The following is a 24514-nucleotide window of genomic DNA, read 5'->3' as shown; positions in this document are numbered from 1 at the left end:
GTTCAGGCTCCCGCCCATGCTCCAAAAGGTTGTTCGGGGCATGGGCCGGGACCCGGCAGAACGCTCCCCCGAAAGCGAGATGATGACATCAAGCGACGGAAAGCGCCTGTACCGGTGCACTGAGATGGCGATGGTCCGTGCCACTCCTCACTCGACGTTGGATTTGCCGGAATGGCCGGATCTCACCGGCAATTCTCCGGAACACGTCGCCGGTTGGCGTGCGTGGCTCCTGGCGATATGGGCGCTGGACGAGATCGCCGAAGCCATAGAACAGGCCAGCCCGGCACTGGCTCGGCAGGTTGCGGTGGTGTGCTCGACCTCGACCACGAACGTTCGGAAGGCGCGGCGCACGGTGCTGTCGGTCGTGCGGTACGTGCTCCGGATGACGGGCAGAGCGACGCCTTTCGGGCTTTTCGCCGGAATCGCACCGGCCGGCTTCAGTGCCCGACCGGTGGTCGAGTGGGGTGGGGACCATCAGGTCGTCGCACGGGGCGGCGCAGGCTGGATCAGCGAGGTCATCGCCCAACTGGAAGGCATCCCGGAGCTGTTGCGGCGGCTACCGCTGATGGCTAATCCCCTGGCATTCGTGCGGGGCGGTCGCTTGGTCATCCCTTACCCGCCCGGGCGGCGAGCAGGTCAACGCTCCCCGTCGGAAGTATCACTGCGGTGCACCACGCCAGTGCGGATCGCCATGGAGGTGGCCCGTGCTCCGGTTCCGTTCGACGAAGTGGCGGCCGCGGTCGCCGCCGCGTTCTCGGAGATACCGCAGTCTGAGATCGAGAAGCTGATCAACAGGCTGCTGGATCAGGGCGCTCTCATCAGCAGCCTGCACGCTCCCTCCACCACGATGGATCCCTTGGGGCATGTCGTGGAGCAGGTGGAGAAGGCCGGGGCAGGTGAACTGCGGCAGGTCGCGGACTTCTTGGATCAGCTGCGCGAGATCCATGTGGGCCTTGCCGAGTACAACTGGCTCACGACCCCTGCGGATCGCCGGAAGGCCCGCCCCGCCCTCGCGGAGCGCATGGCGCGCCTGGCAACGAACACGGACTCAGCCCCTGTGGTGGACATGAGGGTCGATTGCTCGCTGAGCTTGCCGTTCCAAGTCGCCCGGGAGACCGAAGCGGCCACGTCTGTGTTGGCACGCCTGACCGAGTTCCCGGCAGGCTGGCCTGGCTGGCGGAGCTATCACAACCGTTTCTTCGAGCGGTACGGGATCGGTTCGCTCGTGCCGCTGCGGGACCTGGTGGATCCCGATGTGGGTTTGGGGTTCCCTGCCGGTTACCTGGGTCGCGAGCCTGAAGTAGGCGAGCCGGTGACCGCCAGGCAGTTGCGGCTGCTTGCCTTGGCGCAGGCCGCAGCCCTGGACGGCTGCCAGGAGATCGTGCTGGATGAGGACCTGATCGATGAGCTGGAGATCGGCGCCAGAACCCAAATCCTGGTGCCGCCGCATCTCGAGCTCCGATTCCACCTTCAGGCGGCATCCCGGGAGGCGCTGGCTCGCGGACACTTCCAGCTCACGGTCGTGGGACCTTCTCGTGGCATCGGCACGACAACCGGCCGGTTCATCAGCTTGCTGAGCCCTGGCGACCGGGCCAAGACCGCTGCGGTATTCGATCGGCTGCCGGTCAGCGAACCAGGGGCGATGGCGGTTCAGCTGTCCTTTCCGCCGCTCAACTCGGGCGACGCTCATGTGGCGCGGGCGCCGGAGTTCCTCGCCGCCACGATCAGCCTCGCTGAGCACCGTCCTCCCGGGCCGGAGGTGATCGGGGTGGACGACCTGGTGGTCGGCTGCGACCGGCGCCGCCTCTTCCTGCTTTCGCTGTCACGCGGGCAGCGCCTGGAACCGGTGGCGCTGCACGCGCTCGATCTGCGGGCGCACACTCCCCCGCTGGCGCGCTTCCTCGCCGAGATCGCCAGGTCCCAGGCTGCGGTCGTGTCCAGCTTCTCCTGGGGTCCGGCTGGGCGGATGCCGTTCGTGCCCCGGATTCGGATCGGCCGCACGGTCCTGTCGCCGGCTCGCTGGCGCTTGCACCGTTCGGACCTACCCGACCGCCATGCGCCGTGGCCCCAGTGGTGGGACGGCATGTGTCGTTGGCGGGACCGCCGCCGCGTACCGGACGCCGTCACCCTCACCGATGGGGACCAGGCCCTACCTCTGGACCTATCCCAACCCGCGCACCTGGCGGTGCTGCGCGCACACGTTGACTCAATCGGCGTCGCCCTGTTGAGCGAAGCGGCGACCGGGAACGGCTGGTTCGACGGCCACGCCCACGAAATCGTCGCGCCAATGACCTCGGTCGTAGCAGGCGGACCGGCAAGGGGACCGCAAGTCCCGGCCCCTCGACCGCAGCGTCGGGATCATGGGCAGCTGCCCGGGGCGTCCCGGATGCTGCTGGTCAAGCTCTACAGCAGTACCGAACGGCACCCCGAGATCCTCGGCCGCTACCTGCCCGGCCTGCTCGCTCGATGGGCGACTCCGCCCAAGTGGTGGTTCCTGCGCTACCGCGACCCGCTCCCCCATCTACGGCTGCGGATCGAGCTCGACGACCCCGCCGAGTTCGGACCTGCTGCCAACCGCGTCTCCGCGTGGGCCGCGCTTCTGCGACGCGAAGGGCTTCTCAACGAGGTGCAGTTCGCCACCTCCTACCCCGAGACCGGCCGCTGGGGCCGTGGAATGGTGTTGGAGGCGGCCGAGGAGGTCTTCGCCGCAGACTCTCGTGCACTCGCCGTGCAGTTCGCTCAGATGGCCGAGTCGTCCCCGCAGCCGCTGACCGCAGCGAATTTCGTCTCCATCGCGGCCGGGTTCAGCGGAAGCCCGCAGCGTGGCATGGACTGGCTGATCCGGCACGGGAAGGTCGATGCCGCCCGCCCCCTGGAACGGCCAGTACTCCGCGAGGCGGTCCGCATGGCCGACCCGAAGGACGACTGGGCAGCGCTGCGTGCGGTCCCCAGCGGCGACACCGTCCTGGCCGCCTGGTCCGAACGCGACCGAGCGCTGGCCCGCTACCGGGACCGGCTACGCAGCACCGAGGACTTGAACCCCGACCTCGTCCTGGATTCGCTGCTCCACGCCCATCACATCCGGGCCGCCGGGCCGAACAAGAACGACGAACACATCTGCGTGCGGCTGGCCCGCGCCGCCGCGCTGGCATGGACAGCAAAGCGGTCGTCAGCGGCCGGACGGTGAGGTGAACGTGGCCGACCAAACGGTACTCACGCCGACTGGCGCGCAGGCTGGAGCAGCGCTCGCCGCCCGAATCGCTGACCACCTGGCCTCGCCGCAGGCTGTGCGCGCTACCGCACCGGCCCACGGCTGGTGGCCTCAGTCTCTGGCCTACGGCGCGGCCGGGATCGCGTTGCTTCATATCGAGCGCGCCCGTTTGGGCGAGGGCTCCTGGCAGCGTGCTCACGACTGGCTCGCTTTCGCCGCTGCCGAACCAGCCGTAACCGGGGCGGGCAGCCACCTGTACTACGGGGCACCGGCTCTCGCCTTCGCCTTCGACGCTGCGGCTGACCGGCCTGGACGTTATGCCCGCGCCCGGGAGACCCTTGATCGGCGCATCGCCGCTGTCACCCGCTCTCGACTGGACGAGGCCCACGCCCGGATGGATCGCGGCGGGCTGCCCGCGCTGGCCGAGTTCGACGCCATCCGCGGGCTGACCGGCATGGGGGCTCTGCTGCTGCGGGGCTCCGTCCACCGTGGCAAGGTTCACGCCGACCTGGTCCGGGCCATTCTGGGTTACCTGGTCCGGCTCAGCGAACCCGTGCGGCGCCATGGGGGCCTCCTTCCCGGCTGGTGGAGCGATCTGGCCCCATCGGGCAGACGGTCCTCGCAGTACCCGAGCGGGCACGCCAACAATGGCGTCGCTCACGGCATCGCCGGTCCGCTGGCTCTCCTGGCCTTGGCCTCACTACGCGGCATCACCGTCAGCGATCAACGGGAAGCGATCGAACGGATCTGCTCCTGGCTCGACCTGTGGCGGATCGAGGGACGGGACGGTCCGCGCTGGCCGTACTGGATCACCCTCAGCGAGCTGGAGTCTGGACGTCCCAGCCCTGGTCCCGCGCGTCCCTCCTGGTGCTACGGCGTCGCAGGTTCAGCGCGCGCCCAGCAACTCGCCGCTCTGGCCACCGGCGACACCGGACGCCAGCGCATGGCCGAAGAGGCGCTGCTACACGCCATGACGGCCCGGATTCCGCTCGCCGCGACCACCGACCTGTCACTGTGCCACGGCTTCGCCGGCCTGGCGCACATCGTCCAACTCTCGGCAGCAGATGCGATCACGCCAGGCCTGCGCGAGTGCTTGCCCCGCCTTCGAACACCGATCGAATCCACCACGCTGGACACCCTGATGGCCTGCGGCGCCGGACTTCTAGAAGGCGCCACCGGCGTGGCGCTGGCTCTGCTCGCCCAGGTCAACGGAGGCACCCTGTCCGGCTGGGACTCCTGCTTCCTGATCACCTGACCTCGTACGCCTGAAGGGAGACCGGCTGGATGACCGCCCAGCAGTGGCCGCAGCACGTCATCACATTCGCCGACTGGCGCCGCGCCGAGCGCATCGTGCTGGAGCATCTGCTGCCCGCGCTCGAAACCTCGCAGATCAGGGAGCCGCACGGGTGGTCGTTCGTGCGCAAGTACCCGACCTGGCGGCTACGGCATCACCCGACGACCGACCACAGCCTGCGGACACTGGACCGGGCGCTGGACATGATGCTTTTCGACGGCTTGATCGAAGGCTGGACGCCCGGCATCTACGAGCCGGAGACCACTGCTTTCGGAGGCGCTGCGGGCATGGATGCCGCCCACACCCTCTTCCACCACGACAGCCGTCTCGTCCTTCAGCATCTGGCCCAGTCCGGTCTCCCCCGCAGGAATCCGCCAGATCTCGGGCGGCGCGAGCTCGCCGTGCTGCTCCCGAGCGTGGCGATGCGGGCCGCGGGCCTGGACTGGTTTGAGCAGGGCGACGTCTGGGCCAAGGTCGCCGACCAACGCCCCATACCGCAGAACCAGCCCAGCTCCCGGCGGCTCTCGCATGCCGTGCACCTGCTCATGACCGTCGAGGCGGGCTCGTCCAGCAGCCTGACGACCACGGGCAGGCTTGCGCCGCTGGCCGGCTGGGTCGCCGCCTTCGAGCACCTCGGTCGGCGGTTGGCCGATCTCAACCACCTGGGCCGACTGGAACGCGGTCTGCGAGCCGTCCTCGCGCACCACGTGATCTTCCACTGGAATCGCATGGGCCTGCCCCGCGACAAGCAGGCCACCCTGGCCGTACTAGCGAAAGAAGAAGTCATGGGAACAACCGGACAGCGTCCCGTGTCCGCCTCTGGCACAGGTCCGCTGAACACTACGGTGGCCCGCGTGAGCAACGACACGATCGAGGCCGCCTCCGCCGAGCCCCTCCGCCACGCCCTGGTCAACCAGCTAATGGAGCACGGGCACATCCGCACCGGCCGCGTCGAAGAGGCGATGCGCACAGTCCCCCGCCACATGTTCGTGCCGCAAGCTCCCCTGGAAAAGGCGTATGCAAACGCCACGGTAGACATCAAGCTCGACGCCGACGGCGCGTCGATCAGCTGCGCCTCCCAGCCCGACATCGTCGCCACGATGCTGGAACAACTCCAGGTCGAACCAGGCCACCAGATCCTGGAACTGGGGGCCGGGACGGGCTACAACGCCAGTCTGCTCGCCTACCTGGCCGGCCCGACCAGCCACGTCACCACCATCGATGTGGATGACGACATCGTCGACGGCGCCCGCACCTCCCTGGCCGCCACCGGCACCGACAACGTCACCGTCATCCTCGGCGACGGCGCTCTCGGCCACGCCGACAACGCGCCCTACGACCGCGTCATCGCCACGGTCGGCGCACACGCAGTCCCCCAAGCCTGGCTCGACCAACTCGCCCCCGGCGGACGGCTCCTCACACCACTGCGACTACGCGGCACCGTCGCCCGCTCCATCGCCTTCGAACAGCAGGACGGCGCCTGGCGCAGCGTCAGCAGCGAGATGAACACCTTCATGCCGCTTCGCCAAGGCATCGCCGACGATCCACGGCGCCTGGTTCCCGTGACCTCCGACAGCACGGTCACCCTCGTGACCAGCGGCGACCAAGAGGTCGATGCCGAAGCGCTGGGCGACGTCCTGCACCAGCCCGCAACACAGGTCTGGACCGGCGTCACGTTCGGTGGCCAGGAGTCGGCCGAGTGGCTGGAGCTATGGCTGGCCTGCACAATGCGCAACGGCCTGAACCGCATGCCCGCCAAACCCCAAGCCATCGAAAGCGGCCTGCTCACCGCCCCCTACCCCAGCTCCACAGCCTGCTTCGACCAGGCGGCACTCACCTACCTGACCCGCCGCAAGGCCACCCGCATCGCCCCAGATGGCGCCAACCTGTACGAGTTCGGCGTCATCGGCCACGGCCCCGGCAGGGACGCCCTGACCGAGCAGGTAGCCGAGGCCGTCCGCACCTGGGACCACGAGTACCGCGGACGCGAAGTCACCTTCGAGATCCAGCCACTCGACAGCCCGCCTCCCGCCCAGCGCCCCGGCCGCTTCACCTTCTCCAACGCCCTCAACCAGATCCTCATCGAATGGCGATGAAATGGACGTCGGCCCGATAGCCCAGCGCTTCCCACTGGTCGCCCGCCCCCGCCCCACCTGCCCACCCCTCGCCGAACGGGTCGGCCACCTCCGCGAAATGGCCCTCACCGCTCACGCGGACGGCGACCAAGCGTCAGCCGCCGCCGTACAGAACAAGGCCGCCCTGATCGCCAGCGACTGCGGCCTGCACGACCTGGCCCGGACCCTGTGTTGGCAGCACTTCGACACCTACCTCAGCCACTGGCCCCTCGACGCACCAACAGCCCGGCATGCCCTGGAACCCCTGGTCAACCTCGCCCGCCTGCGCATTCGCACCCGCGACGCCAACAGAGCCCACCAACTACTCAACGCCCTCTTCCACGCAGTCAGCGCCCACGGCGACGCCGAGTTCGACGGCCGCTCCCTATCCTTCCGCCACCTCACCAACACGGAAGAGGACCACCGCGCGGTCTGCCAATGGCTGTGGACGGTCCTGCTCGCCGACGGCACCCGCGCCCTGACCAGCGCCGGCCGATGGCAAGAGGCCCTCGCTTACGTACAGCGACACAAGGGCATCGGCCGCCGACTGCTGGACGGGCGACAGGTCGCCGTCCTCGCCCAACTCCACGCCGGCGATCCCATCACCGCGTTGAAGACCATCAGCCAGAGCGACACCGCCGAACCATGGGAACGAGCGGTGGCCGCCTGCCTGACCGCCCTATGCACCTCCCGCACCGACCAGTCGGCCAATGCGGCGGTCACCACCATGATCGACCACTACCTCAGCCTTTCTCCCAGCCCTGAAGTCGTCCTGTTCCAAGTCCGTCTGGGCCTGAGCGTCGCCGACATCGCAGGCATCACCGGCCAACACCACGAAGGCGAACGAGGCACGGCCCGGCTCGTCGAACAAGTTCTGACCTCCGAAGACGGATACGCCGCCCAAGAGGTCGTCAACAACCGGAGCAGCCATACGCGCCTGACCGTCGAACACGAGCGCGCTCTATCCGCAGTCGTACGATCCGCTGGACTTCGCCGCAACGCCATCCCTCAACACCTCATCACCGACCTCCTCAACGCTGCCGAAGCAGCCCAGGAAGTCACCACGCGCCAACAAGACGCCCCGAACCATGTCACGCATGGGAGTGAGCCCTGACTGCCCAGCTTGAGACGAGATCCCGTTCATCAACCGGGTGGTGGTGATCAGGTCGGGCCACAGCCAGCGGTTGCTCGGCCGAAGTCTGACCCGCCTGCCACCGCGGGCCAGGCGCCCGGCGGCGAAGAAGATCCGCAGCCGCAGGCGTTTGGGTTCCCAGATGCGGGTCGGGTGGACGGTCAGGGCGAGCAATTGGCTCCAGCCCGTCAGTTTCGAGACCAATGCGACCACCGCCAACCAGATCTGGTTGGCGGCGGCGCTGTGCAAGGGCAGGCTACGCAAGCCGGTGGCCTTGGCACACCGGATGCGGTCTTCGCAGCGGGCCCAGCAGCGGTGACGCAGTTCCAGATCGGCGAGCTGCCCGCGCCGGGTGCCGGTGACGAAACACGTGAGGGGTGCCCGTCAAGGTCGGTGAACAACAGCTGCGCGCCGGAGTACGGGCGTTCGCGGCGGACGATGACCCGCATGCCCTCGGGCCAGGACACCAGGGCCAGCATCCCGGTCAGCTCGGCCACCCACGCCGCCCGCCGTGCCTGCCGGTCTGCGTCGTAGGCCGCCTGCCACACGAGTTCGGGAAGTGCGAGGATCGTGGCGCAGATGTCGTCGGTGAGGGTGAGCCCGATCGAGTACTCCGGGCGGCGGGCGGTGACCCAGTCCAAGAACTCGTGGGTGCCGCTTCGACCTAGACCTCATCGACGTCGACGAACAACGCCTCGCCGCCACCCTCGCCAAGGCCCGCCACGGAGCAATTGTCAAATCCTGTGGATCTTCGGTGCTTCAGACTGCTCGTAGCCAGTGATCGAGGGTTATGAAGTCGTCGTTGGTGAAGCCTTGGGATGAGGGGATGTGGTGGAGGAGGGCTCGGCTGAGGTGGTGGGCGGATACCCAGTCCCGGTCGGCGTCGGTGATCTCGTCGTCGATCCAGGCGAAGGGGCGCTGGTTCGCCCAGGTCACCAGGGTCCTTGTCTTCCAGCAGAGCCCGAACCACTGGTCAAGGCGTTCGTCTTCGGCGGAGGGCTCGGGCCAGGGCACGACGGGTAGCGGCGGTAGCCCGATCCGGGGCGCGATCTCGGCGTTGGCCTCATCTTCCCAGGTGGTGGCCCAGACCAGGTCGCATGGCAGCGCGGCCAACCAGAGTCCGACCTGCGGGTCGAGCCGCGCCAGGTGCGCGGTCGATGCGGTGCCGGATGGCTTGCGCTGCGGGCCGTCGCCGAACGGCAGGAGGGGTCCGTCGACATCGAGGAAGAGCAGCGTCCGGTTCTGGTGGCCGGTCATGCCGCACTGGCCTGTTCGCGTTCACCTTCGCGTTCAACGAGGACGCCGCGCTCGAATCGGGCTCCGGCGCGCACAAGGGCGACGAGGTGGGGTGCGTTGACGGCGCGCCAGCGCGCCTGGGCGGATTCGATGAGCTTGAAGGCCATGGCCAGGCCGGCGGCCCGTGAGCCGGGTCCCTTGGTGACCTTGGTGCGATGCCGCACGGTCGCGAACGTCGACTCGATCGGGTTGGTCGTGCGCAGATGCACCCAGTGCTCGGCCGGGAGGTCGTAGAACGCCAGCAGCTCGTCCAGGTCGTCGAGGATCTTGGCGACGGCCTTGGGGTGCTTGGCGCCGTAGGCGGCCTGGAATTGCTTCGCTGCCTTGAGCGCGTGGCCGGAGTCCTCGGCGTTCCAGATCTCGGCCCAGCCGGATGCGCTGACTTCGGGAGCGCCCCGAGTACATTGGCGATCTTGTGGAACCAGCCTCTCTGCTCGCGAGACTCGGGGAACACCTCGCGTAGCGCGCCCCAGAATCCCAGCGCCCCGTCCCCGACCGCGAGCACCGGGGCGCGCATGCCACGGCGTTTGCAGTCGCGTAGCAGGTCGCCCACGACTCGGTGGACTCGCGGTACCCGTCTACCAGTGCGATGAGCTCCTTGCGGCCGTCGGCGCGGACCCCGATCATCACCAGCAGGCACAGCTTGTGCTCTTCCAGCCGGATGTTGACGTGGATGCCATCGGCCCACAGGTAGACGTAGTCCACGTTCGACAGATCTCGGCCGGCGAATGCGCGCTGCTCGGACTTCCATTGCTCGGTGAGCTTGGTGATCACCGGGGCCGACAGGCCAGCGGCCGAGCCGAGGAACTGGCCCAGGGCCGGCACGAAGTCCCCGCTGGACAGGCCGTGCAGGTACAGCAGTGGCAGCACCTCGGTGACCTTCGGGGTCTTACGGCACCACGGCGGCAGGATCGCCGAGGCGAAGCGCCGCCGTTCGCCCGTGACCGGGTCGGTGCGCTTGTCGTCGACCCGCGGCACCTTCACCTCGATCGCCCCAGCGGAGGTCAGCACCTCCCTGGGCTGGTGTGAGCCGTTACGCACCACCAGCCGGCGGCCGTGCTCGTCGCGCTCGTCGGCGAACTGAGCGATGTAGGCGTCGACCTCGGCCTGCAAAGCCTGCGCCAGCATCCGGCGGGCGCCTTCCCGGGCGATCTCATCGATCAACGACGCCAATGCCGGAACACCCGCCTCGGGACGGTCGCCGTCGGCAGGCTCAGAGACTACGGTGAGCATGGGTGTGCCTTCCCGGCCGATCCACAGGTCTCAAGCATTGCTCCAGGTTCACGCCATCACCGAAGCCGCACTCATGGAGTTCGAACACGTCGTTGATGTCGTGATCGTTTCACGACCCAGTCACCTGCCCCCGCCTGAGCCGAAGAGGCGGAGACCTGCTGGAGCTCCACAGCGCGGCCGCGAATCGACCACCCCCGGCTCCGAACCACCCGCATAATTGGGTGATCAGCAGAAGCATCACGGCCTTCGGGCCTCCGCCCTTTGACGAGCAAGGACACCCCGACTGATGGCAGTGACCCAGCAGGAGATCGAGAACCGGTTGTGGGATGCCGCCGACGAGCTGCGCGTGGCGATGCCCGAAGCGCAATACGCCTCCGTCGTCTTCCCGCTGATGTTCTGGAAGTACCTGTCGGACACCTGGGAGCACCAGCACGAGGAGTTCTTGGCCGAAAACGAGGGCCTGAAGGGTCTGTCGGCCGAGGAAGCCCGCGAGATCGAGTACCGCGACTACCAGTCGTTCGAGATACCGTTCATCCACCCCGGTACCGTCAAGCAGCGTCGCGCCTCGTGGTCGTCCATCCTCGCCACCATCACCCAGCCCGGCCTCGGCCAGCGCGTCCGCGCCTCCCTGCAGGCCATCGAGACGGCCAACCCTGACAAGTTCTCCCGCCTGTTCGGGTCCATGACCTGGACCTCCGAAGAGGTGCTGTCGGGTGAGGTGTTGGCGGCGGTCATGCAGGCGATGGACCGCACCCCGAAGATGCACGAGGGCAACATGTCCCACGACGTTCTCGGTGGGGCGTACGAATACCTGCTGAAGCGGTTCTCCGACGGGTCCGGCACCCGCGCCGGCCAGTTCTTCACCCCGCGCGAGGTCGTCGAGCTGCTCGTCGAGGTCCTGACCCCCAAGGGCTACGAGTCGGTCTACGATCCGACCTGCGGATCGGGCGGCATGCTCATCGCCTCAGCGAACCTCCTGAAGGCCCGCGGCGGGCGTGGTTACACGCTCACCCTCTACGGGCAGGAGGCCGTACAGGACACTGCGGGTGTGGCACGCATGAACCTCTTCATGCACAACCTCACCCAGTTCAAAGTCGAGGTCGGCGACACCCTGAAGGACCCGCGCTTCAAGAAGCCGGACGGGTCCGTCGCGCAGTTCGATGTGATCGTCGCCAACCCACCCTACAGCCTGAAGTGGAAGCCCTGGACCAACGACCCCCGCGCCATCGGCGGCACCGCACCGGCGAAGTCGGCAGATTGGGCGTTCGTGCAGCACATGATCGCCAGCATGGACCCGAAGAAGGGCCGCGCCGGCGTCGTCCTTCCCCACGGCGTCCTCTTCCGTGGCGGCGAAGAAGGGGCCATCCGTCGGCGAGTCCTGGAGGACGACCTCCTCGAAGCCGTCATTGGGCTGCCGGCCAACCTCTTCTACAACACCACCATCCCGACCTGCGTCCTGGTCTTCCGTGCTCCCGGCACCAAGGCCCCAGAGCGCCAAGATGGCGTGGTGTTCATCGACGCTTCCACTCGGTTCACTAAGGCTCCCAAGCGAAACATTCTCACCGACGCCGATATCGCCGACGTGGTGACCACCTACCACTCGAAGTTCGACGCTGACGGAGATCCTGCCGCCTCCGACGGCGACGGCGGCCTGGCCGCACGATTCGCTCCACTGTCTGAGATCGTGCTGAACAGGTACGACCTCAACATCGGCCTTTACATCAAGCATGCCGCTGCCGAGCAGGAAGACCTCGGTACTCTCATCGACGCCTATAACGTCGCCCGGGCCGAACGTCAGAAGGTCGAGCAGCGCATGCTCGCGGTACTCGCTTCCGCCGGAATCGAGGGCTTCGATGAGTGAGCAGTTGGAGTGGCCTAAGAAGGCCCTCTCGGAAGTTGGAGAATTGATCCGTGGTCGTCGTTTCACTAAGAAGGACTACGTGGAGTCGGGGCTTGGGTGTATCCACTACGCGCAGGTTCATACTCACTTTGGGGCTATCGCGAGAGATCCTCTGACGTTCCTGGCCGAAAACTCCCGTACGCGAATGCGCCTTGCTCACCCTGGAGACCTGGTAATTGCCGCGACCAGCGAGAACGTTGATGACGTCGGGAAAGCCGTCGCATGGCTTGGCGACGACGACGTCGCGGTTCACGATGACTGCTACATCTTCCGTCACGGGCTCGATCCTGCATACGTCTCATACTTCTTCGCGTCATCCCTGTTCCACTCGCAAAAGATCAAGTACGCATCCGAGACGAAAGTCGTGCGGATCTCGGGTGCGAACCTGAGCATGATCGAGATACCCGTGCCCCCGAAGTCAGTCCAGGAGCGGATTGTCGAGGTCATCAGCGCGGTCGACGCTCAGGCCTCCGCCCTTGGACGGGAGGCAGACGCGCTCGATGCTTTGTTCCGGGGGCGCAAGGAAGAACTGTTCGCGCACTATGCGGCCACCGAGACCACGTTGCCCATCGGCGAGGTCCTGGAAGAGGTCAAACGTCCGATCACCGTCGACCCTGAGACCGAGTACAGGCAGATCGGGATCAGGTCCCATGGGCGCGGGCTGTTCACGAAGGAGGCGGTGACCGGAAAAGCCCTGGGGTCCAAGAAGGTGTTCTGGGTCGAGCCCGGCGACCTGGTCATCAACATCGTCTTCGCCTGGGAAGGCGCGGTCGCCATCGTGCCCCCCGAGATCGAGGGCTACTGCGGATCGCACCGGTTCCCATCCTACCGACGGCTCGACGGCGGGGACGTCGAGTTCTTCCGACTCTTTTTCTCCACCAAGCCAGGCACGCGACTCCTGGCTAACTGCTCTCCCGGAGGGGCGGGACGCAACCGCACGCTGAACCGCAAGCGTCTGATGCAGTCGCCCGTCGGCATGCCCTCAGCTCAGGAGCAGGAGCGGGCGATCTGCGAGTTGCAGGCGCTGGAGGCGACCGTCCTGGCCGTGCGCGCCGAGGCCGACCAGTTGCGTGGCGTGCGCGCCGCCCTGCTGTCGGGGCTGCTGGATCGCACCATCGACATCGAGTCCGCCGAATTGGAGGTCTGAGCCGTGGCGAAGGGCATTCGGGAACGTGAGTTCCAGAATCTGATGATCCAGTGGTCCCTCCCGATGGGCTGGGCCTTCACAGCGGGTAGGTCGCTGCCGCGTGAGACGACGCAACCGGTGGTCGTCGGCGAGCTGCGGGACGCCATCGTCCGGCTCAACCCTGGAGTGATCGACGGGTTCGACGTGGACGCAGTGGTCGAAGAGATCGTCGCCACGGTCAACGCCGTCGAAGGCGGGCTAGTGCGGGCCAACGAGCAGGTGTTACACATACTCCGCGGGCGCAAGGAGTTCCGGGACACCGACGGCGTGTGGCACACCCTGAAGGTCATCGACTTTGAGCACCCGACCGGCAACACGCTGGTCGTGTCGGACGAGGTGACCATTACAGTCCCCGGGAAAACCTCCCGCCGGTTCGACCTCGTGTACTGGGTCAACGGCCTGCCCTTGGTGGTGGTCGAGGTGAAGTCCCCGACCGCGCAGTCCGGTTGGGCGGATGCCGCCCGCGAGATCAACGACGTGTACGCCACCGAGTACCCGTGGTTTTTCACCCCCAACGTCTTCGCCGTCGCCTCCGACGGACTGAAGCTGCGGTTCGGCGCCGCCGGCGCGCCCACCAACCTGTGGCAGCCGTTCCGGTCCACCGCCGACGACGAGAACCTGTCCGGGCAGGCCGACGTGCATCGCTCCGTCGAGCTGCTACTCAACCCGGCCACCGTCCTGGACATGCTCGCCAACTTCGCCCTCTTCGACACCTCCGGGGGTGGGGTGGACACGAAGTACCTGCCTCGTTACCCCCAGTTGGAGGCCGCGCACCTGATCCACGACCGGGTTCTGGAGGGCGGGTCGAAGGGCCTGATCTGGCACCACCAAGGGTCTGGGAAGACGCTGCTGATGGTTTTCGCGGCCTCGTTGCTGCTGGCAGACCCCCGCACCGAGTCACCCACGATCATCTTGCTCTCGGACCGGACCCATCTCGTCCGGCAGACCTCCGGGGTGTTCACCTCCGCGATGGGGGACGCCTACTTCCACCAGCCCGCCACCAGCCAGAAGCTGCGTTCCCTGCTGGCCGACGACGTACGCGGCGTCATTTCCACGACCGTCCACAAGTTCGCTGACGCCGGTAAGAACCTGTCGCCCCGGGGCAACATCATCGTGCTGGTCGACGAGGCACACCGCACCCAGTCCTCCAGGTCGAAGTCCCTGGCCGGGCAGATGCGCGCGGCATTGCCGCACGCGAAGTTCTTCGGCATGACCGGCACTCCCATCAGGAACCTGGCCACCGACACCTTCGCCCTCTTCGGCGAGGAGACCGACCCGGGCAGGGTCTTGCACCGGTACTCAGTGTCCCGGTCCCTGCTGGACGGGGCAACCGTCCCGGTCATGCTGGACCCGCACCCGGTCTCCTTCGACGTAAATGATCAGGCATTGCAGGCCGAGTTCGACCAGTTCGCCGACGACTTCGACCTCGACGACCCCGACCGTGAGACCCTGTCCCGCAAGTTCGGGCGCCTCACCTCAGTGTTCGCCAACCCCGAGCGCATCCACACGGTCTGCCAGCACATCGTGGACCGCTACCTGGCCGGCGCCTACCGCAACGGCCTCAAAGCCCAGGTCGTCGCCTATAACCGTGAGCTGGCCGTGGCGTACACCGACAAGATCAACGAGCTCCTGGTCGGCTTCGAGGCGTCTCAGGTGCTCACCGAGGTCGGGAAGCATGACCGGATCACCGCCGAGGTGAACATCTCCGTCTCCGACGCCAAGGACGAAGACGCCGCCATGCGGCCGTTCCAGCTCTCCGAGGCCGCGGAGGAGGAGCAGAAGCGGCGGTTCCTCACCCCGGACGACCCGCTGTGCTTCCTGGTGGTGACCGCGAAGCTGATGACTGGGTTCGACGCCCCCAACGAAGGCATCCTCTACCTGGACAAGCCAATGAAGGCCCACAACTTGTTCCAGACGATCACCCGCCCGAACCGCACCTGGGTGTCCCCGGCCGGGTTCGTGAAGACCTCCGGCGTGGTCGTGGACTACATCGGCCTGGCCGAAGAGGTCCAGCGGGCCGTCGTCGACCCCACCTCGCCGGGTGCCGGCAAGGGTGGTGGATTCGTCACCGACCTGACCGATCTGGTCGCCGAGTTCCGCACCACCTTCGCCCGCCTCGAAGACCTTTTTGGGGACGTCGACGACTTGGACCTCACGGTCCACGGATACGAATCCGTCCGAGCCATCAACGGATTCCTGGACGCCAACCCCGACGCGGCCGAGGTGTTCGCCAAGGACTACCGGCTCCTGGCCCGCCTGTACCCGCTGATCAGCACCGACAATCGGGTCGCTAAGTACCGGGACGGCTTCGGGCTGTTCGGGTCTGTGTACACGACCCTGTTCAAGAAGTCCTCCGACGAGGAGAGGAAGGAACGGCTGAACGAGCTGGGGCCGATGGTCCTGGAGATCATCAACGCCCACGTCCACTCTTTCTCCGTGGTCGCCTCCCAGGAGGAAGCCCTCGTCTTGGACGCCCAGGGCATCGCCATCCTCAAGGAACTGCTGGCCCTCGTCCGCCCCAAACCTGACTCAGACGACGGCGAGGACAAGACGCCGCCGTCCGCGGCGGAGATCCTGGACCACATCAAGGCCGCCCTCGAAAAGGGCGTCGAACCGGGGTCGGCGAAATACACCGCCCTCGCGGAGCGGATCAAGCAGCTGCGGGACCGGATCATCCAAAATGCCCAGGACGCCTTGGACTTCTTGTCCGAAGCACTCCGGATCGCCCGCGCCATCGTGAACGCCGAAAAGCACCCTGACCAAGCCGTCGTCGTGCTCGACGACGACCACGTGGGCGTCCTGTCCCGGATCATCCACGACCACGCACCTCCCGGACTCACGATCACCGAGAGGAACCTGGCCGAAGAAATCGACCAGGTCGTCACCCGCACCCTCGCCCGGACATGGGACAACGCCGACGCCCGCAACCGAGGCGTCCGCCGCGCCACCGCCGCGGTCTTCCGCCGGTACATGTTGAAGCCCGTCGGGGAACCATATGACTCCACCGTCGCCTACATCGAAGCCCATTACCTCGTTGACTGACGAACGGAGGCCCGGCAACCTGCGGCGACTGCCGGGCCCCGTCGCGCTGCTCGGCCCTGACCTATCCCCTGGCTATCCAGCGGGTTCGCGTTGCTCGACTGCCGGCCAGCAGCCCCGCACGCAACGTCCTCGCCTACCCGTTGCTCTGATTTCAAAGTGACAGGCTCGATACGCTCCGTGGGCTACCCTTTGGCTGTTCGCCCAAGCAGGCTGGGGCGCAGTCGTGAGAGCTTAATAGGCACATTGGCCGTGATCTCACCCTGAGTGTCAGTGGCTCGTGGTCTGCTAAGCCTCGGATTGAAGGCTGAAGGGGGGTAGGGTGCGCATCCGCGAGGTGTTGATTCGTTGGTACAAGTCGTTCAACTACGACTATGAGTTGAAGGCGAACCCTGGCTCGACCAAGAGGGTCTGGCAGGAAACATCCGACGGGTGGCTCCCGCATGTGCGCATCGCTCTTGAGGAGGACATCACCGCGGTAGTAGGCGCGAATGAGTCCGGAAAATCGCACCTCCTCGACGCGATCAACATCGTCCTCACAGGCGACGGTCTCAGCCAGAGCGACTTCTGCCGGTACTCGACGCGGTTTTCCGTCGAGAAGGGCCAGCGCCTGTTCCCTGAGGTCGGTGCCATCTTCGAACTCACTGAGGATGAGGCCGCTGCCGTGAACGCCTTGAAGATCCCGCTTCGGGCTAACGGTGCCCTGCTCATGCTCCGGTCAGCCCCAGACACGGTCGAGGTCATCAGCGACGCCGAGGAGCGCGTCGTGCTCGACGATGAGCAGCGCAAGGGCCTCCAACAGCTTCTTCCGCACGCCTACCAACTCAAGACCCAGATCGAACTACCTGACTCAGTGTCGATCGCGGCACTCGCGCAGACCAGCTCACCCCTCGCTCGCAAGCAGCGCTTCAAAGTCCTCGACTTCCTCACCAGGATCACAACCGTCGAGGACATAGGATCCCAAGGAACAGCCCTACTCAGCCTTCTCAACGCCGCGGAGGCCATCGAGACCGAGCAGCAAAGACTTGGTCGCCTCCTGCTCACCAAGGTGGCCCGCATCGAGGCCTCCGCCTTCCAAGACCTCCAGGACGCGATTAAGGATGAACGCGAGGGCTTGGTCAACGCCCTGATCCAGGAGATGAACAGGTCCATCGCGCGACACCTCAACATCTCCAAGTGGTGGAGCCAGGACGAGGACTTCCAGCTTCGAGTCTCGCCCCGCGAGCACGAGTTGGTCTTCACCATCAGAGACCGCACCGGCACCGACTACTCGTTCAGCGAGCGCAGCCGCGGCCTCACCTATTTCCTCAGCTACTACGTCCAACTCAGGTCTCACGATCGACCCGCCGACCGTCCCGAGGTCCTACTCATGGACGAGCCGGACGCCTACCTCTCCGCCCTCGGGCAACAAGACCTCTTGCGCGTGCTGGAGGACCACGCCCGCCCCGAGGACTCCGACCGGACCGACCAAGTCGTCTACGTCACACACTCACCGTTCCTGATCAACCGCAACGCCGGGCATCGTGTCCGCGTCGTCGACAAAGGCTCCCGCGACGAGGGGACGCGCCTGGTCAAGGACGCCACGCAGAACCACTATGAGCCGCTACGCACTTCATTGGGCGCCTTCATCGCCGAGACCGCGTTCATCGGTGGCGACAATCTGTTCATCGAAGGAATCGCCGACCAGGTTCTCATCTCCGGCATGAACGCCCGGCTACGCCGAGCGGGCAAACCACCGAGTGAGTGCCTCGATCTCAACCAGGTCACCCTTGTTCCCGGCGGCTCCAACGTGCCGTACATGCTGTACCTCGCCCGCGGCCGCGACCAGCACAAGCCTGCCTGCGCGGTTCTCCTGGACAGCGACCCGGCCGGCGAGACTGCACGGAAACAGATCCGCAGGGGCGGCGCGAGGGGCAAGCCAACCGTCGCCGACGACCTCATCGTCATGGTCGGCGAGTGGGCAACGGAGGCGAACGCTAAGGCCGAACCGGGTGTCACGATCGAAGAACCCGAGGACTTGGTCCCTCTCACGCTCGCCGTAATCGCCGCTCGCCGCTACGCCACCAGCCTTCTGGGACTGAGCGAGACAGAAGCAGCCAAGCTCACCGACAAAGCCATCAAGGCCGGCATCAATGCCGACAACACCTCGATGTGGGACGCGGTCGAGGCCGCCTTCGAGAAGACATTCAAGACTGACATAGGTAAGGCTGGTTTCGCCAAGGAACTGCTCGCCTACCTGCAGGAACACGAAGAGGACAAGACGCCTCCCGACGGTGTCGCAATCCTCGAGTCGAACTTCGCCTCGCTCATCAAGCGACTCAACGAGACCCTCCAGCTGGCGCGCGAGCGAGAGTCCGACAGCCGACGAGACCGGCGTGTTGAACGGATTATCGAGGAGTTCGCAGACGCCCACCCCACCGGGTGCCTGCGAGACAAAGCCTCGATCATGCTACGCCGCATCGACGCTGCGGCCGACGACACCATAGAGGGTGACACCATCCGGGCTGGGGCAGCTCGCCTGCGACGCGACTTCAACCTTGGCACGGACCCACTCAAGCGAGTGCCTAACTATCAGTCGTTCCTGGAGCGCCTCAGGCACATCCCAACCCTCGTGCGTCTGCGAGACCAAGGCCAGCTAAGCGCAGAAGAGCTTGCGCAGGAGTAGCCGAGGTTCCGTAGAAGACCAGGGTGACCAGGGGCGGGCGGCGGCGGTCTTGGCGATGTTGCGCACGCCGCGTTGCTGCGCTGGCTGCGAGGTGACCGCCGGCTTGCTGGGCATGTCCACCTGAGACCACGGTCCCCGGCCCTGAGGAGCTGGGCGGGGTACTGGAGGTGGTGATGGTCGCGGTCGGGTCGAGCGGCGTGGGCGTCGCGCTGGCCCAGGCGTTGCCCACCTGACTGCAGAGCCGTCCGGCCGTTCACGCTGCCCCTCACCGTGGACCGCCCCGGCGAAGTTGGAGGCTATGATGTACCCCGCCCTCCGTGGAGTCACTTTGGTTGACTTTCGTGCCATTGACCCCACGAGAAGAGGTCGGCGTGCCACGCAAGGGCTACCCGCCGGAGTTCCGTCGCAAGGTGTTGGATCTGGTCGAGGCCGGACGTCCGGCCCGTCAGATCGCACAGGACCTGGGCATCAGCGATCAGACGATCTACACCTGGCGCAGACAGGACCTCATCGACAAAGGTCAAGCGCCCGGCACGACCTCGACCGAGCAGACTGAACTGCTGGCGGCCCGCAGACGGATCCGGGAACTGGAGACCGAGCTGGCGGTCACCAAGCGAGCCGTCGAACTGGTGCGTCAGGTGGTGCCCCCAAAAGGAGGTTCGAAGCCATCGCGGTGTTGGCCGACGAGGGCCTTCCCGTCCAGGTCGCCTGCCGGGTGCTGGAGGTGTCGGAGTCGGGCTACTACGCCTGGCGTGCCCGGCCGCCCTCGCTCCGCTCCCTGCGGCACGCGTGGTTGACCGAACGGATCACGCAGATCCACGCCGCCTCCCGCGGCACCTACGGCGCCCGTCGCGTCCACGCTGAGCTCACGCTGGGCAGCGGCCTGGTCGTTGCGCACGGCACCGTGGAGATGCTGATGCAGCGCCAGGGCCTGCGGGGCCTGCCCGGCAGCCGGCGACGACGCGCCGTCCCGCAGGTACGGACTGCCGCCGACCTGGTCGACCGGGACTTCCACCGCAACGCGCCCAACAAGCTGTGGGTCACCGACATCACCGAACACCCCACTCGCGAGGGCAAGGTCTACTGCTGCGTGGTGTTGGACGCCTACTCTCGGCGGGTGGTCGACTGGTCCATCGATTCTGTCCAGACCTCCACGCTGGTCACCAACGCGCTCGGCATGGCCGTCCAGAACCGGCGTCCCGAACCCGGCGGACTGATCCACTCCGATCACGGCGTGCAATTCACGTCGTGGGCGTTCACCCGTCGTGCCCAGGAGTCGGGTCTCGTGCCCTCAATGGGATCGATCGGCGACTGCTTCGATAACGCCGTCATCGAGTCGTTTTGGGGCCGCATGCAGGTCGAACTCCTTAACCGGCGGCGCTGGAAGACCCGCATCGAGCTGGCTAACGCGATCTTCGATTACCTCGAAATCTTCCACAACCGGCAACGCCGCCACAGCGCCCTGGGGATGCGCACCCCCGTCGATTACGAGATGCTCTACCCCAACCGCCAACCGGCATGAAGTCCAGCAATGCGACTCCACGAAACAAAGGGCACATTAGAACCGGTCGAAGCCTGCAATGCGCGCCAGGATCTTGGCTGCCAGCAAGTCGCTGATGCCGTGCAGCTCGGTGAGTGTGGTGCCGGAATCGGCGACCGCCGCGGAGATCTGGTCGGCGACCCCGGTGATCCGTCGGTCCAGCCGCCGGATCTCGGTGACCAGGTCCACCGCCAGGGCGCGCAGCGTGCAGCCCAGGCCGGTCTGAGGACGCACTCCGCGCAAGGCCTTGGCGGCGATGTCGGCGGTCAGCTTGCGTGGCAGGCTGGCCGGGAGGAGCTTGGTGAGCAGGGCGTGCAGCCGGTTGATGGTCTGGGTGCGGGTGCGCACCAGGTCTTCGCGGTGCTCGATCAGAGCGCGCAGCGCGGTGATGGCCTCGTCCAGGCGGGCCACGTGCAGTCCGGTGGCGGTCTGTGCGGCGATGCCAACCGACAGTGCGTCGGCTTCGTCTGCATCCGCACCTGTTCCCGCCGTTCACGGCCCGCGTCGGTCATCCCGCCGCCCTGGGGGTATCTGGCCATGCCACCGGCATACGCCCACACCACCGGCCCGTCTACTCACCAAACCGCCATGACCCATTAACCCTGGTTAGAGCGACCCCGGCCATAGCCTTGTTGTTCTTGGCTGCAGACCGCGATCAACGCCACTGATCGAACAAGTTGGATACCTCTCTGCTCGCCACCGCTTGACACAGAGGGGTGCCGTTAACTGGACCCACCCCCGACACACTGCTGCCCGCACCGGACCACCGGGTCTCCCCGTGGACCCGATACGCCCCACGTCCGCTCATGTGCACCTGGAGCCCGTCTGAGTGCACGTCCGAACTGAACTGGCGCGCGCGATGCGCGCCTCCTTCTCCCCACGCTGTACGAAGCAGTCTCATCAATTCGTCCATCGGAGTTCGGTAGCCACTCCGGGCGACGAAGGAGCGGACGCATGGGGAAGACGATTCGGATCAACGGGGTGGACGTGCCGGTGATCGCCGACCAGCTGAACGGGGAGGAGATCAAGCGGCTCGCCGGGATCGACGCCGACCGGGTGCTGGTGCGGCAGGAACGGGACCGCAACGTCATCGTGGCGGACGCCAGGCGGCTGCGCGTCGCCGACAACGACACCTTCACCCACCACGCCCAGCACTCCAAGGCCGCCGCGCCCGTCACCCGCCGCACCGCGCGGCTGCGGATGGAGGCCGCGACGCTCGCGGCGGCCTACCCGGGCCTGAAAATCGCCGACGACGAGTCGTACGTGTTCATCAGCGGGTTCCGGCTTCCCGCCGGGTGGACCCCCGACCGCGCCAGCGTCCTGATCGTCCCGCCGGCCGCGTATCCCGAATGCGCCCCCGACGGGTTCTACCTGAGCGCGGAACTGCGTCGCCGCAAGGGCGGACACCTCGTCACACCGGGGCACTACTTCCGCGACTACCACAACCCCTACGCCGACCTGGGTTACCACTGGTACTGCCTGGAGGACCCTGAACGCCGCTGGCGGGCCGGCCAGGACTCCCTGCTCACCTTCGTGGAGGCCATCCGCACCTATCTGGGGACGGCGGACTGATGCGCTGCGTCCTGCGGCTGCCCGCGCGCGTATGGCGGGCGACCGAAGAGCACCTGCTGGCGTCTCCGTCCGAGCGGATGGCCTACCTGCTGGCCCGCGCGAGTCGCTGGAGCGACCCCTGGGGCCGCAGCACGACGGACCTGCTCGTCCGGCAGGCGCTCCTCATCCCGGACGCGGCACTCAACGTGCAAACCCCGGTCCGCGTCGAGGTCGACCCCGACTTCACCCGGCAGATCCTCCGAGCCTGCTACGAGACCGGCATGTCGCTGGTGGACGTGCACCCGTTCGGCGGCGGACCGGTCTGGTTCTCCGGCCACGACGAGCACAACATGCGCCTCACCCACGCCGAGTTCGCCGAGACCATGCCGGACCGGCCACCGGCCATCGCCGCCTCACTCGTCCTCGGCCCCGGCGGGCTCGCGGGCGCCTGGTCACCGCAGCAGCATCGGCTCGCACCGCTGGACGACTGCGTCCTGCTGGACAACACCTTCAGCGAGGTTCCCCTGTGCACACCATGACCCCTGCTCGCGACACCGACCGGCTCGACCGCCAGATCCGCGCGTTCGGCTACGACGGGCAACGCCGGCTGGGCGCTACCACCGCGGCCGTCATCGGCGCGGGCGGCATCGGCTCCCTGCTCGTCCAAGGGCTGGCCCACCTCGGCATCGGCCGCCTCATCGTCATGGACTCCGACCGTGTCGAACCCACCAACCTCAACCGCCTCGCCGGCGCCACAGCCACCGACGCGCGGGACGGTACACCCAAGGCCGAGGTCGCGGCACGCGCCGTCGGGCACATCGACCCGGACATCCCCGTCCACGCCATGCAGGACAGCATCCTGAACACCGACGCGTGGATGTCGCTGCGCTGCGCCGACCTGCTGTTCGGCGCGGTCGACGGCCACGCCCCGCGCTGGGCGCTCAACGCCCTCGCCGTCCAGTACGCCCGCCCCTACATCGACACCGGCGCGGAGATCGCTGCCCACGGATCCGACCTGCTCGACGTCTCCGGACACGTCGCGACCGTGACGCCGGGCGGCCCCTGCCTCCTGTGCCTGTCCGGCTACCCCGCAGCCGCGTCCATGGAACTCGACCCGACCCTCACCGCCGCCAAACGCAGCGCCGGTTACCTCCACGACGCACCCGACCAACCGACCCCAAGCGTGATCTTCCTCAACCAGGCGATCGCCGGCACAGCCCTCGGCGAAGCCCTCAACCTCCTCACCGGCTGGCACCGCCCCCGCCCCTACACCCTCCTCGACCTCGCCGGCCCCGCCCTCACCGCCATCGACGCCGACCCCCAACCCGACTGCCCCGCCTGCGGCCCCGACTCACCCCGCGGAGACGGCGACGCCACAGCCCCACCCCACTTCGCAACACCCTCCACACCCCCGCACCCCTGACCCGATCCACGCCAACACAAGCGCGCGGCCCCCACCACGGGACCGCGCGCTTTTATCATCCGTCGCGATTAGTAGCTGCCGCTGTTCCCCTTCCCTACGAGACCTAATTTGGAAGGTGCCGGTTCATCCGATGCGGTTTTACTGGGCGCTGCGACTCCACGCATATGGCGTCACCAACTTCTGCATCCAGTTTCAATCCGATGCGGTTTTGCTGGGCGCTGCGACCCTCGCTTCACCTGCCCCCGGCGGGTGAACGAGTGGGTTTCAATCCGATGCGGTTTTGCTGGGCGCTGCGACTATCGTCGAAAGCGAGTACCGCTGGCGCAGCGTCAGGTTTCAATCCGATGCGATTTTGCTGGGCGCTGCGACCCTCGCTTCACCTGCCCCCGGCGGGTGAACGAGTGGGTTTCAATCCGATGCGGTTTTGCTGGGCGCTGCGACTGCTGTTCTCCGTCGAGGACATGATCGGCGGTCGGCACGTTTCAATCCGATGCGGTTTTGCTGGGCGCTGCGACCCTCGCTTCACCTGCCCCTGGCGGGTGAACGAGTGGGTTTCAATCCGATGCGGTTTTGCTGGGCGCTGCGACTATCGTCGAAAGCGAGTACCGCTGGCGCAGCGTCAGGTTTCAATCCGATGCGGTTTTGCTGGGCGCTGCGACCCGGCATTCGCGACGCGAGGGGCGCCAAGCGCCTCTGTTTCAATCCGATGCGGTTTTGCTGGGCGCTGCGACCTGACCTGGACGTTCGACACTCAGACCGGCCTCGCGTTTCAATCCGATGCGGTTTTGCTGGGCGCTGCGACAGTACCTCAGATTATGGGGGTCTGACCTGCAGGTTTGCAAGATCATGCGCCAACCTCCCCGGGCGCGATCTTGGAGTGGTCTCAAAGATGATCTTTGGGACAACATCTTCGCAGGTCAGGGCATGTTC

General features: G+C 66.8%; 12 protein-coding genes, 5 pseudogenes and 1 CRISPR repeat array. Of the genes and pseudogenes, 13 read left to right on the top strand and 4 right to left on the bottom strand.

The window, feature by feature from the left end; translation table 11 throughout:
• Window positions 1–16: 16 nt before the first annotated feature.
• The 4 genes from AB0C84_RS20485 to AB0C84_RS20470 are packed head-to-tail and all read left to right on the top strand — an operon-like array spanning window position 17 to window position 7733.
• Window positions 17–3187: a lantibiotic dehydratase gene (locus AB0C84_RS20485; RefSeq protein ID WP_361068480.1), complete on the top strand. Its 3171-nt coding sequence runs from the start codon at window positions 17–19 to the stop codon at window positions 3185–3187.
• Window positions 3188–3194: 7 nt separating this feature from the next.
• Window positions 3195–4466: a lanthionine synthetase C family protein gene (locus AB0C84_RS20480; RefSeq protein ID WP_361068477.1), complete on the top strand. Its 1272-nt coding sequence runs from the start codon at window positions 3195–3197 to the stop codon at window positions 4464–4466.
• 29 nt (window positions 4467–4495) lie between these two features.
• Entirely contained in the window at window positions 4496–6601 is a 2106-nt protein-coding gene (gene fxlM / locus AB0C84_RS20475) for a methyltransferase, FxLD system (RefSeq protein ID WP_361068474.1), read from the top strand.
• Between the two features lies 1 nt (window position 6602).
• Window positions 6603–7733: a hypothetical protein gene (locus AB0C84_RS20470; protein WP_361068471.1), complete on the top strand. Its 1131-nt coding sequence runs from the start codon at window positions 6603–6605 to the stop codon at window positions 7731–7733.
• 78 nt (window positions 7734–7811) lie between these two features.
• Here AB0C84_RS20470 and AB0C84_RS20465 read toward each other — a convergent pair.
• The 3 genes and pseudogenes from AB0C84_RS20465 to AB0C84_RS20455 form a co-directional block, all read right to left on the bottom strand.
• A pseudogene (locus tag AB0C84_RS20465) lies at window positions 7812–8407 on the bottom strand (transposase); the annotation flags it as partial.
• A 103-nt stretch (window positions 8408–8510) separates the two neighbouring features.
• A complete protein-coding gene (locus AB0C84_RS20460; protein WP_361068468.1) occupies window positions 8511–9008 on the bottom strand; it encodes an HAD domain-containing protein in 498 nt (165 codons plus the stop codon).
• A pseudogene (locus AB0C84_RS20455) lies at window positions 9005–10280 on the bottom strand (IS256 family transposase). Before AB0C84_RS20455 ends, AB0C84_RS20460 begins: the two are co-directional and overlap by 4 nt.
• 286 nt (window positions 10281–10566) lie before the next feature.
• On the opposite strand from AB0C84_RS20455, the gene AB0C84_RS20450 reads away from it, so the two are divergent.
• The 6 genes and pseudogenes from AB0C84_RS20450 (at window position 10567) to AB0C84_RS20425 (ending at window position 20592) form a co-directional block, all read left to right on the top strand.
• Window positions 10567–12141 carry a class I SAM-dependent DNA methyltransferase gene (locus AB0C84_RS20450; protein WP_361068465.1) on the top strand — a complete coding sequence of 525 codons (1575 nt, stop codon included), beginning with the start codon at window positions 10567–10569 and terminating at the stop codon, window positions 12139–12141.
• Window positions 12134–13327: a restriction endonuclease subunit S gene (locus AB0C84_RS20445; protein ID WP_361068462.1), complete on the top strand. Its 1194-nt coding sequence runs from the start codon at window positions 12134–12136 to the stop codon at window positions 13325–13327. Before AB0C84_RS20450 ends, AB0C84_RS20445 begins: the two co-directional genes overlap by 8 nt.
• A 3-nt stretch (window positions 13328–13330) precedes the next feature.
• On the top strand, window positions 13331–16408 hold the full coding sequence (locus AB0C84_RS20440) for an HsdR family type I site-specific deoxyribonuclease (RefSeq protein ID WP_361068459.1): 3078 nt from the start codon (window positions 13331–13333) through the stop codon (window positions 16406–16408).
• 319 nt (window positions 16409–16727) lie between these two features.
• Window positions 16728–19070 carry an AAA family ATPase gene (locus AB0C84_RS20435; RefSeq protein ID WP_361068456.1) on the top strand — a complete coding sequence of 781 codons (2343 nt, stop codon included), beginning with the start codon at window positions 16728–16730 and terminating at the stop codon, window positions 19068–19070.
• 140 nt (window positions 19071–19210) lie between these two features.
• Window positions 19211–19303: pseudogene (locus tag AB0C84_RS20430) on the top strand (hypothetical protein); the annotation flags it as partial.
• 138 nt (window positions 19304–19441) lie between these two features.
• Window positions 19442–20592 (top strand): annotated as a pseudogene (locus AB0C84_RS20425) (IS3 family transposase).
• Between the two features lie 36 nt (window positions 20593–20628).
• Here AB0C84_RS20425 and AB0C84_RS20420 read toward each other — a convergent pair.
• Window positions 20629–21066, bottom strand: a pseudogene (locus AB0C84_RS20420) (transposase); the annotation flags it as partial.
• Between the two features lie 498 nt (window positions 21067–21564).
• On the opposite strand from AB0C84_RS20420, the gene AB0C84_RS20415 reads away from it, so the two are divergent.
• The 3 genes from AB0C84_RS20415 to AB0C84_RS20405 are packed head-to-tail and all read left to right on the top strand — an operon-like array spanning window position 21565 to window position 23584.
• Window positions 21565–22182 (top strand): E2/UBC family protein, encoded by a 618-nt coding sequence (locus AB0C84_RS20415; protein ID WP_361068453.1) that lies wholly within the window; start codon window positions 21565–21567, stop codon window positions 22180–22182.
• Window positions 22182–22700: a hypothetical protein gene (locus AB0C84_RS20410; RefSeq protein ID WP_361068450.1), complete on the top strand. Its 519-nt coding sequence runs from the start codon at window positions 22182–22184 to the stop codon at window positions 22698–22700. The genes AB0C84_RS20415 and AB0C84_RS20410 overlap by 1 nt, the downstream gene beginning before the upstream one ends.
• Window positions 22697–23584, top strand: a complete 888-nt coding sequence (locus tag AB0C84_RS20405) for a ThiF family adenylyltransferase (protein WP_361068447.1) — start codon at window positions 22697–22699, stop codon at window positions 23582–23584. The genes AB0C84_RS20410 and AB0C84_RS20405 overlap by 4 nt, the downstream gene beginning before the upstream one ends.
• Window positions 23585–23703: 119 nt before the next feature.
• Window positions 23704–24386: a CRISPR direct-repeat array (repeat unit 36 nt; unit sequence GTTTCAATCCGATGCGGTTTTGCTGGGCGCTGCGAC).
• Window positions 24387–24514 lie beyond the last annotated feature (128 nt).

The sequence above is a fragment of the Actinomadura sp. NPDC048955 genome, assembly GCF_040649435.1.
In the GTDB taxonomy this organism is placed as follows: Bacteria; Actinomycetota; Actinomycetes; order Streptosporangiales; family Streptosporangiaceae; genus Spirillospora; species Spirillospora luteofluorescens.
This window is presented reverse-complemented; position numbering and strand designations above follow the sequence as displayed.

Bases quoted from the DNA above. Each gene is read 5' to 3' on its own strand.
- AB0C84_RS20485 (WP_361068480.1), top strand. From the start codon at position 17: ATGCTCCAAAAGGTTGTTCGGGGCATGGGCCGGGACCCGGCAGAACGC.
- fxlM (WP_361068474.1), top strand. From the start codon at position 4,496: ATGACCGCCCAGCAGTGGCCGCAGCACGTCATCACATTCGCCGACTGG.
- AB0C84_RS20470 (WP_361068471.1), top strand. From the start codon at position 6,603: ATGGACGTCGGCCCGATAGCCCAGCGCTTCCCACTGGTCGCCCGCCCC.
- AB0C84_RS20460 (WP_361068468.1), bottom strand. From the start codon at position 9,008: ATGACCGGCCACCAGAACCGGACGCTGCTCTTCCTCGATGTCGACGGA.
- AB0C84_RS20450 (WP_361068465.1), top strand. From the start codon at position 10,567: ATGGCAGTGACCCAGCAGGAGATCGAGAACCGGTTGTGGGATGCCGCC.
- AB0C84_RS20445 (WP_361068462.1), top strand. From the start codon at position 12,134: ATGAGTGAGCAGTTGGAGTGGCCTAAGAAGGCCCTCTCGGAAGTTGGA.
- AB0C84_RS20415 (WP_361068453.1), top strand. From the start codon at position 21,565: ATGGGGAAGACGATTCGGATCAACGGGGTGGACGTGCCGGTGATCGCC.
- AB0C84_RS20410 (WP_361068450.1), top strand. From the start codon at position 22,182: ATGCGCTGCGTCCTGCGGCTGCCCGCGCGCGTATGGCGGGCGACCGAA.
- AB0C84_RS20405 (WP_361068447.1), top strand. From the start codon at position 22,697: ATGACCCCTGCTCGCGACACCGACCGGCTCGACCGCCAGATCCGCGCG.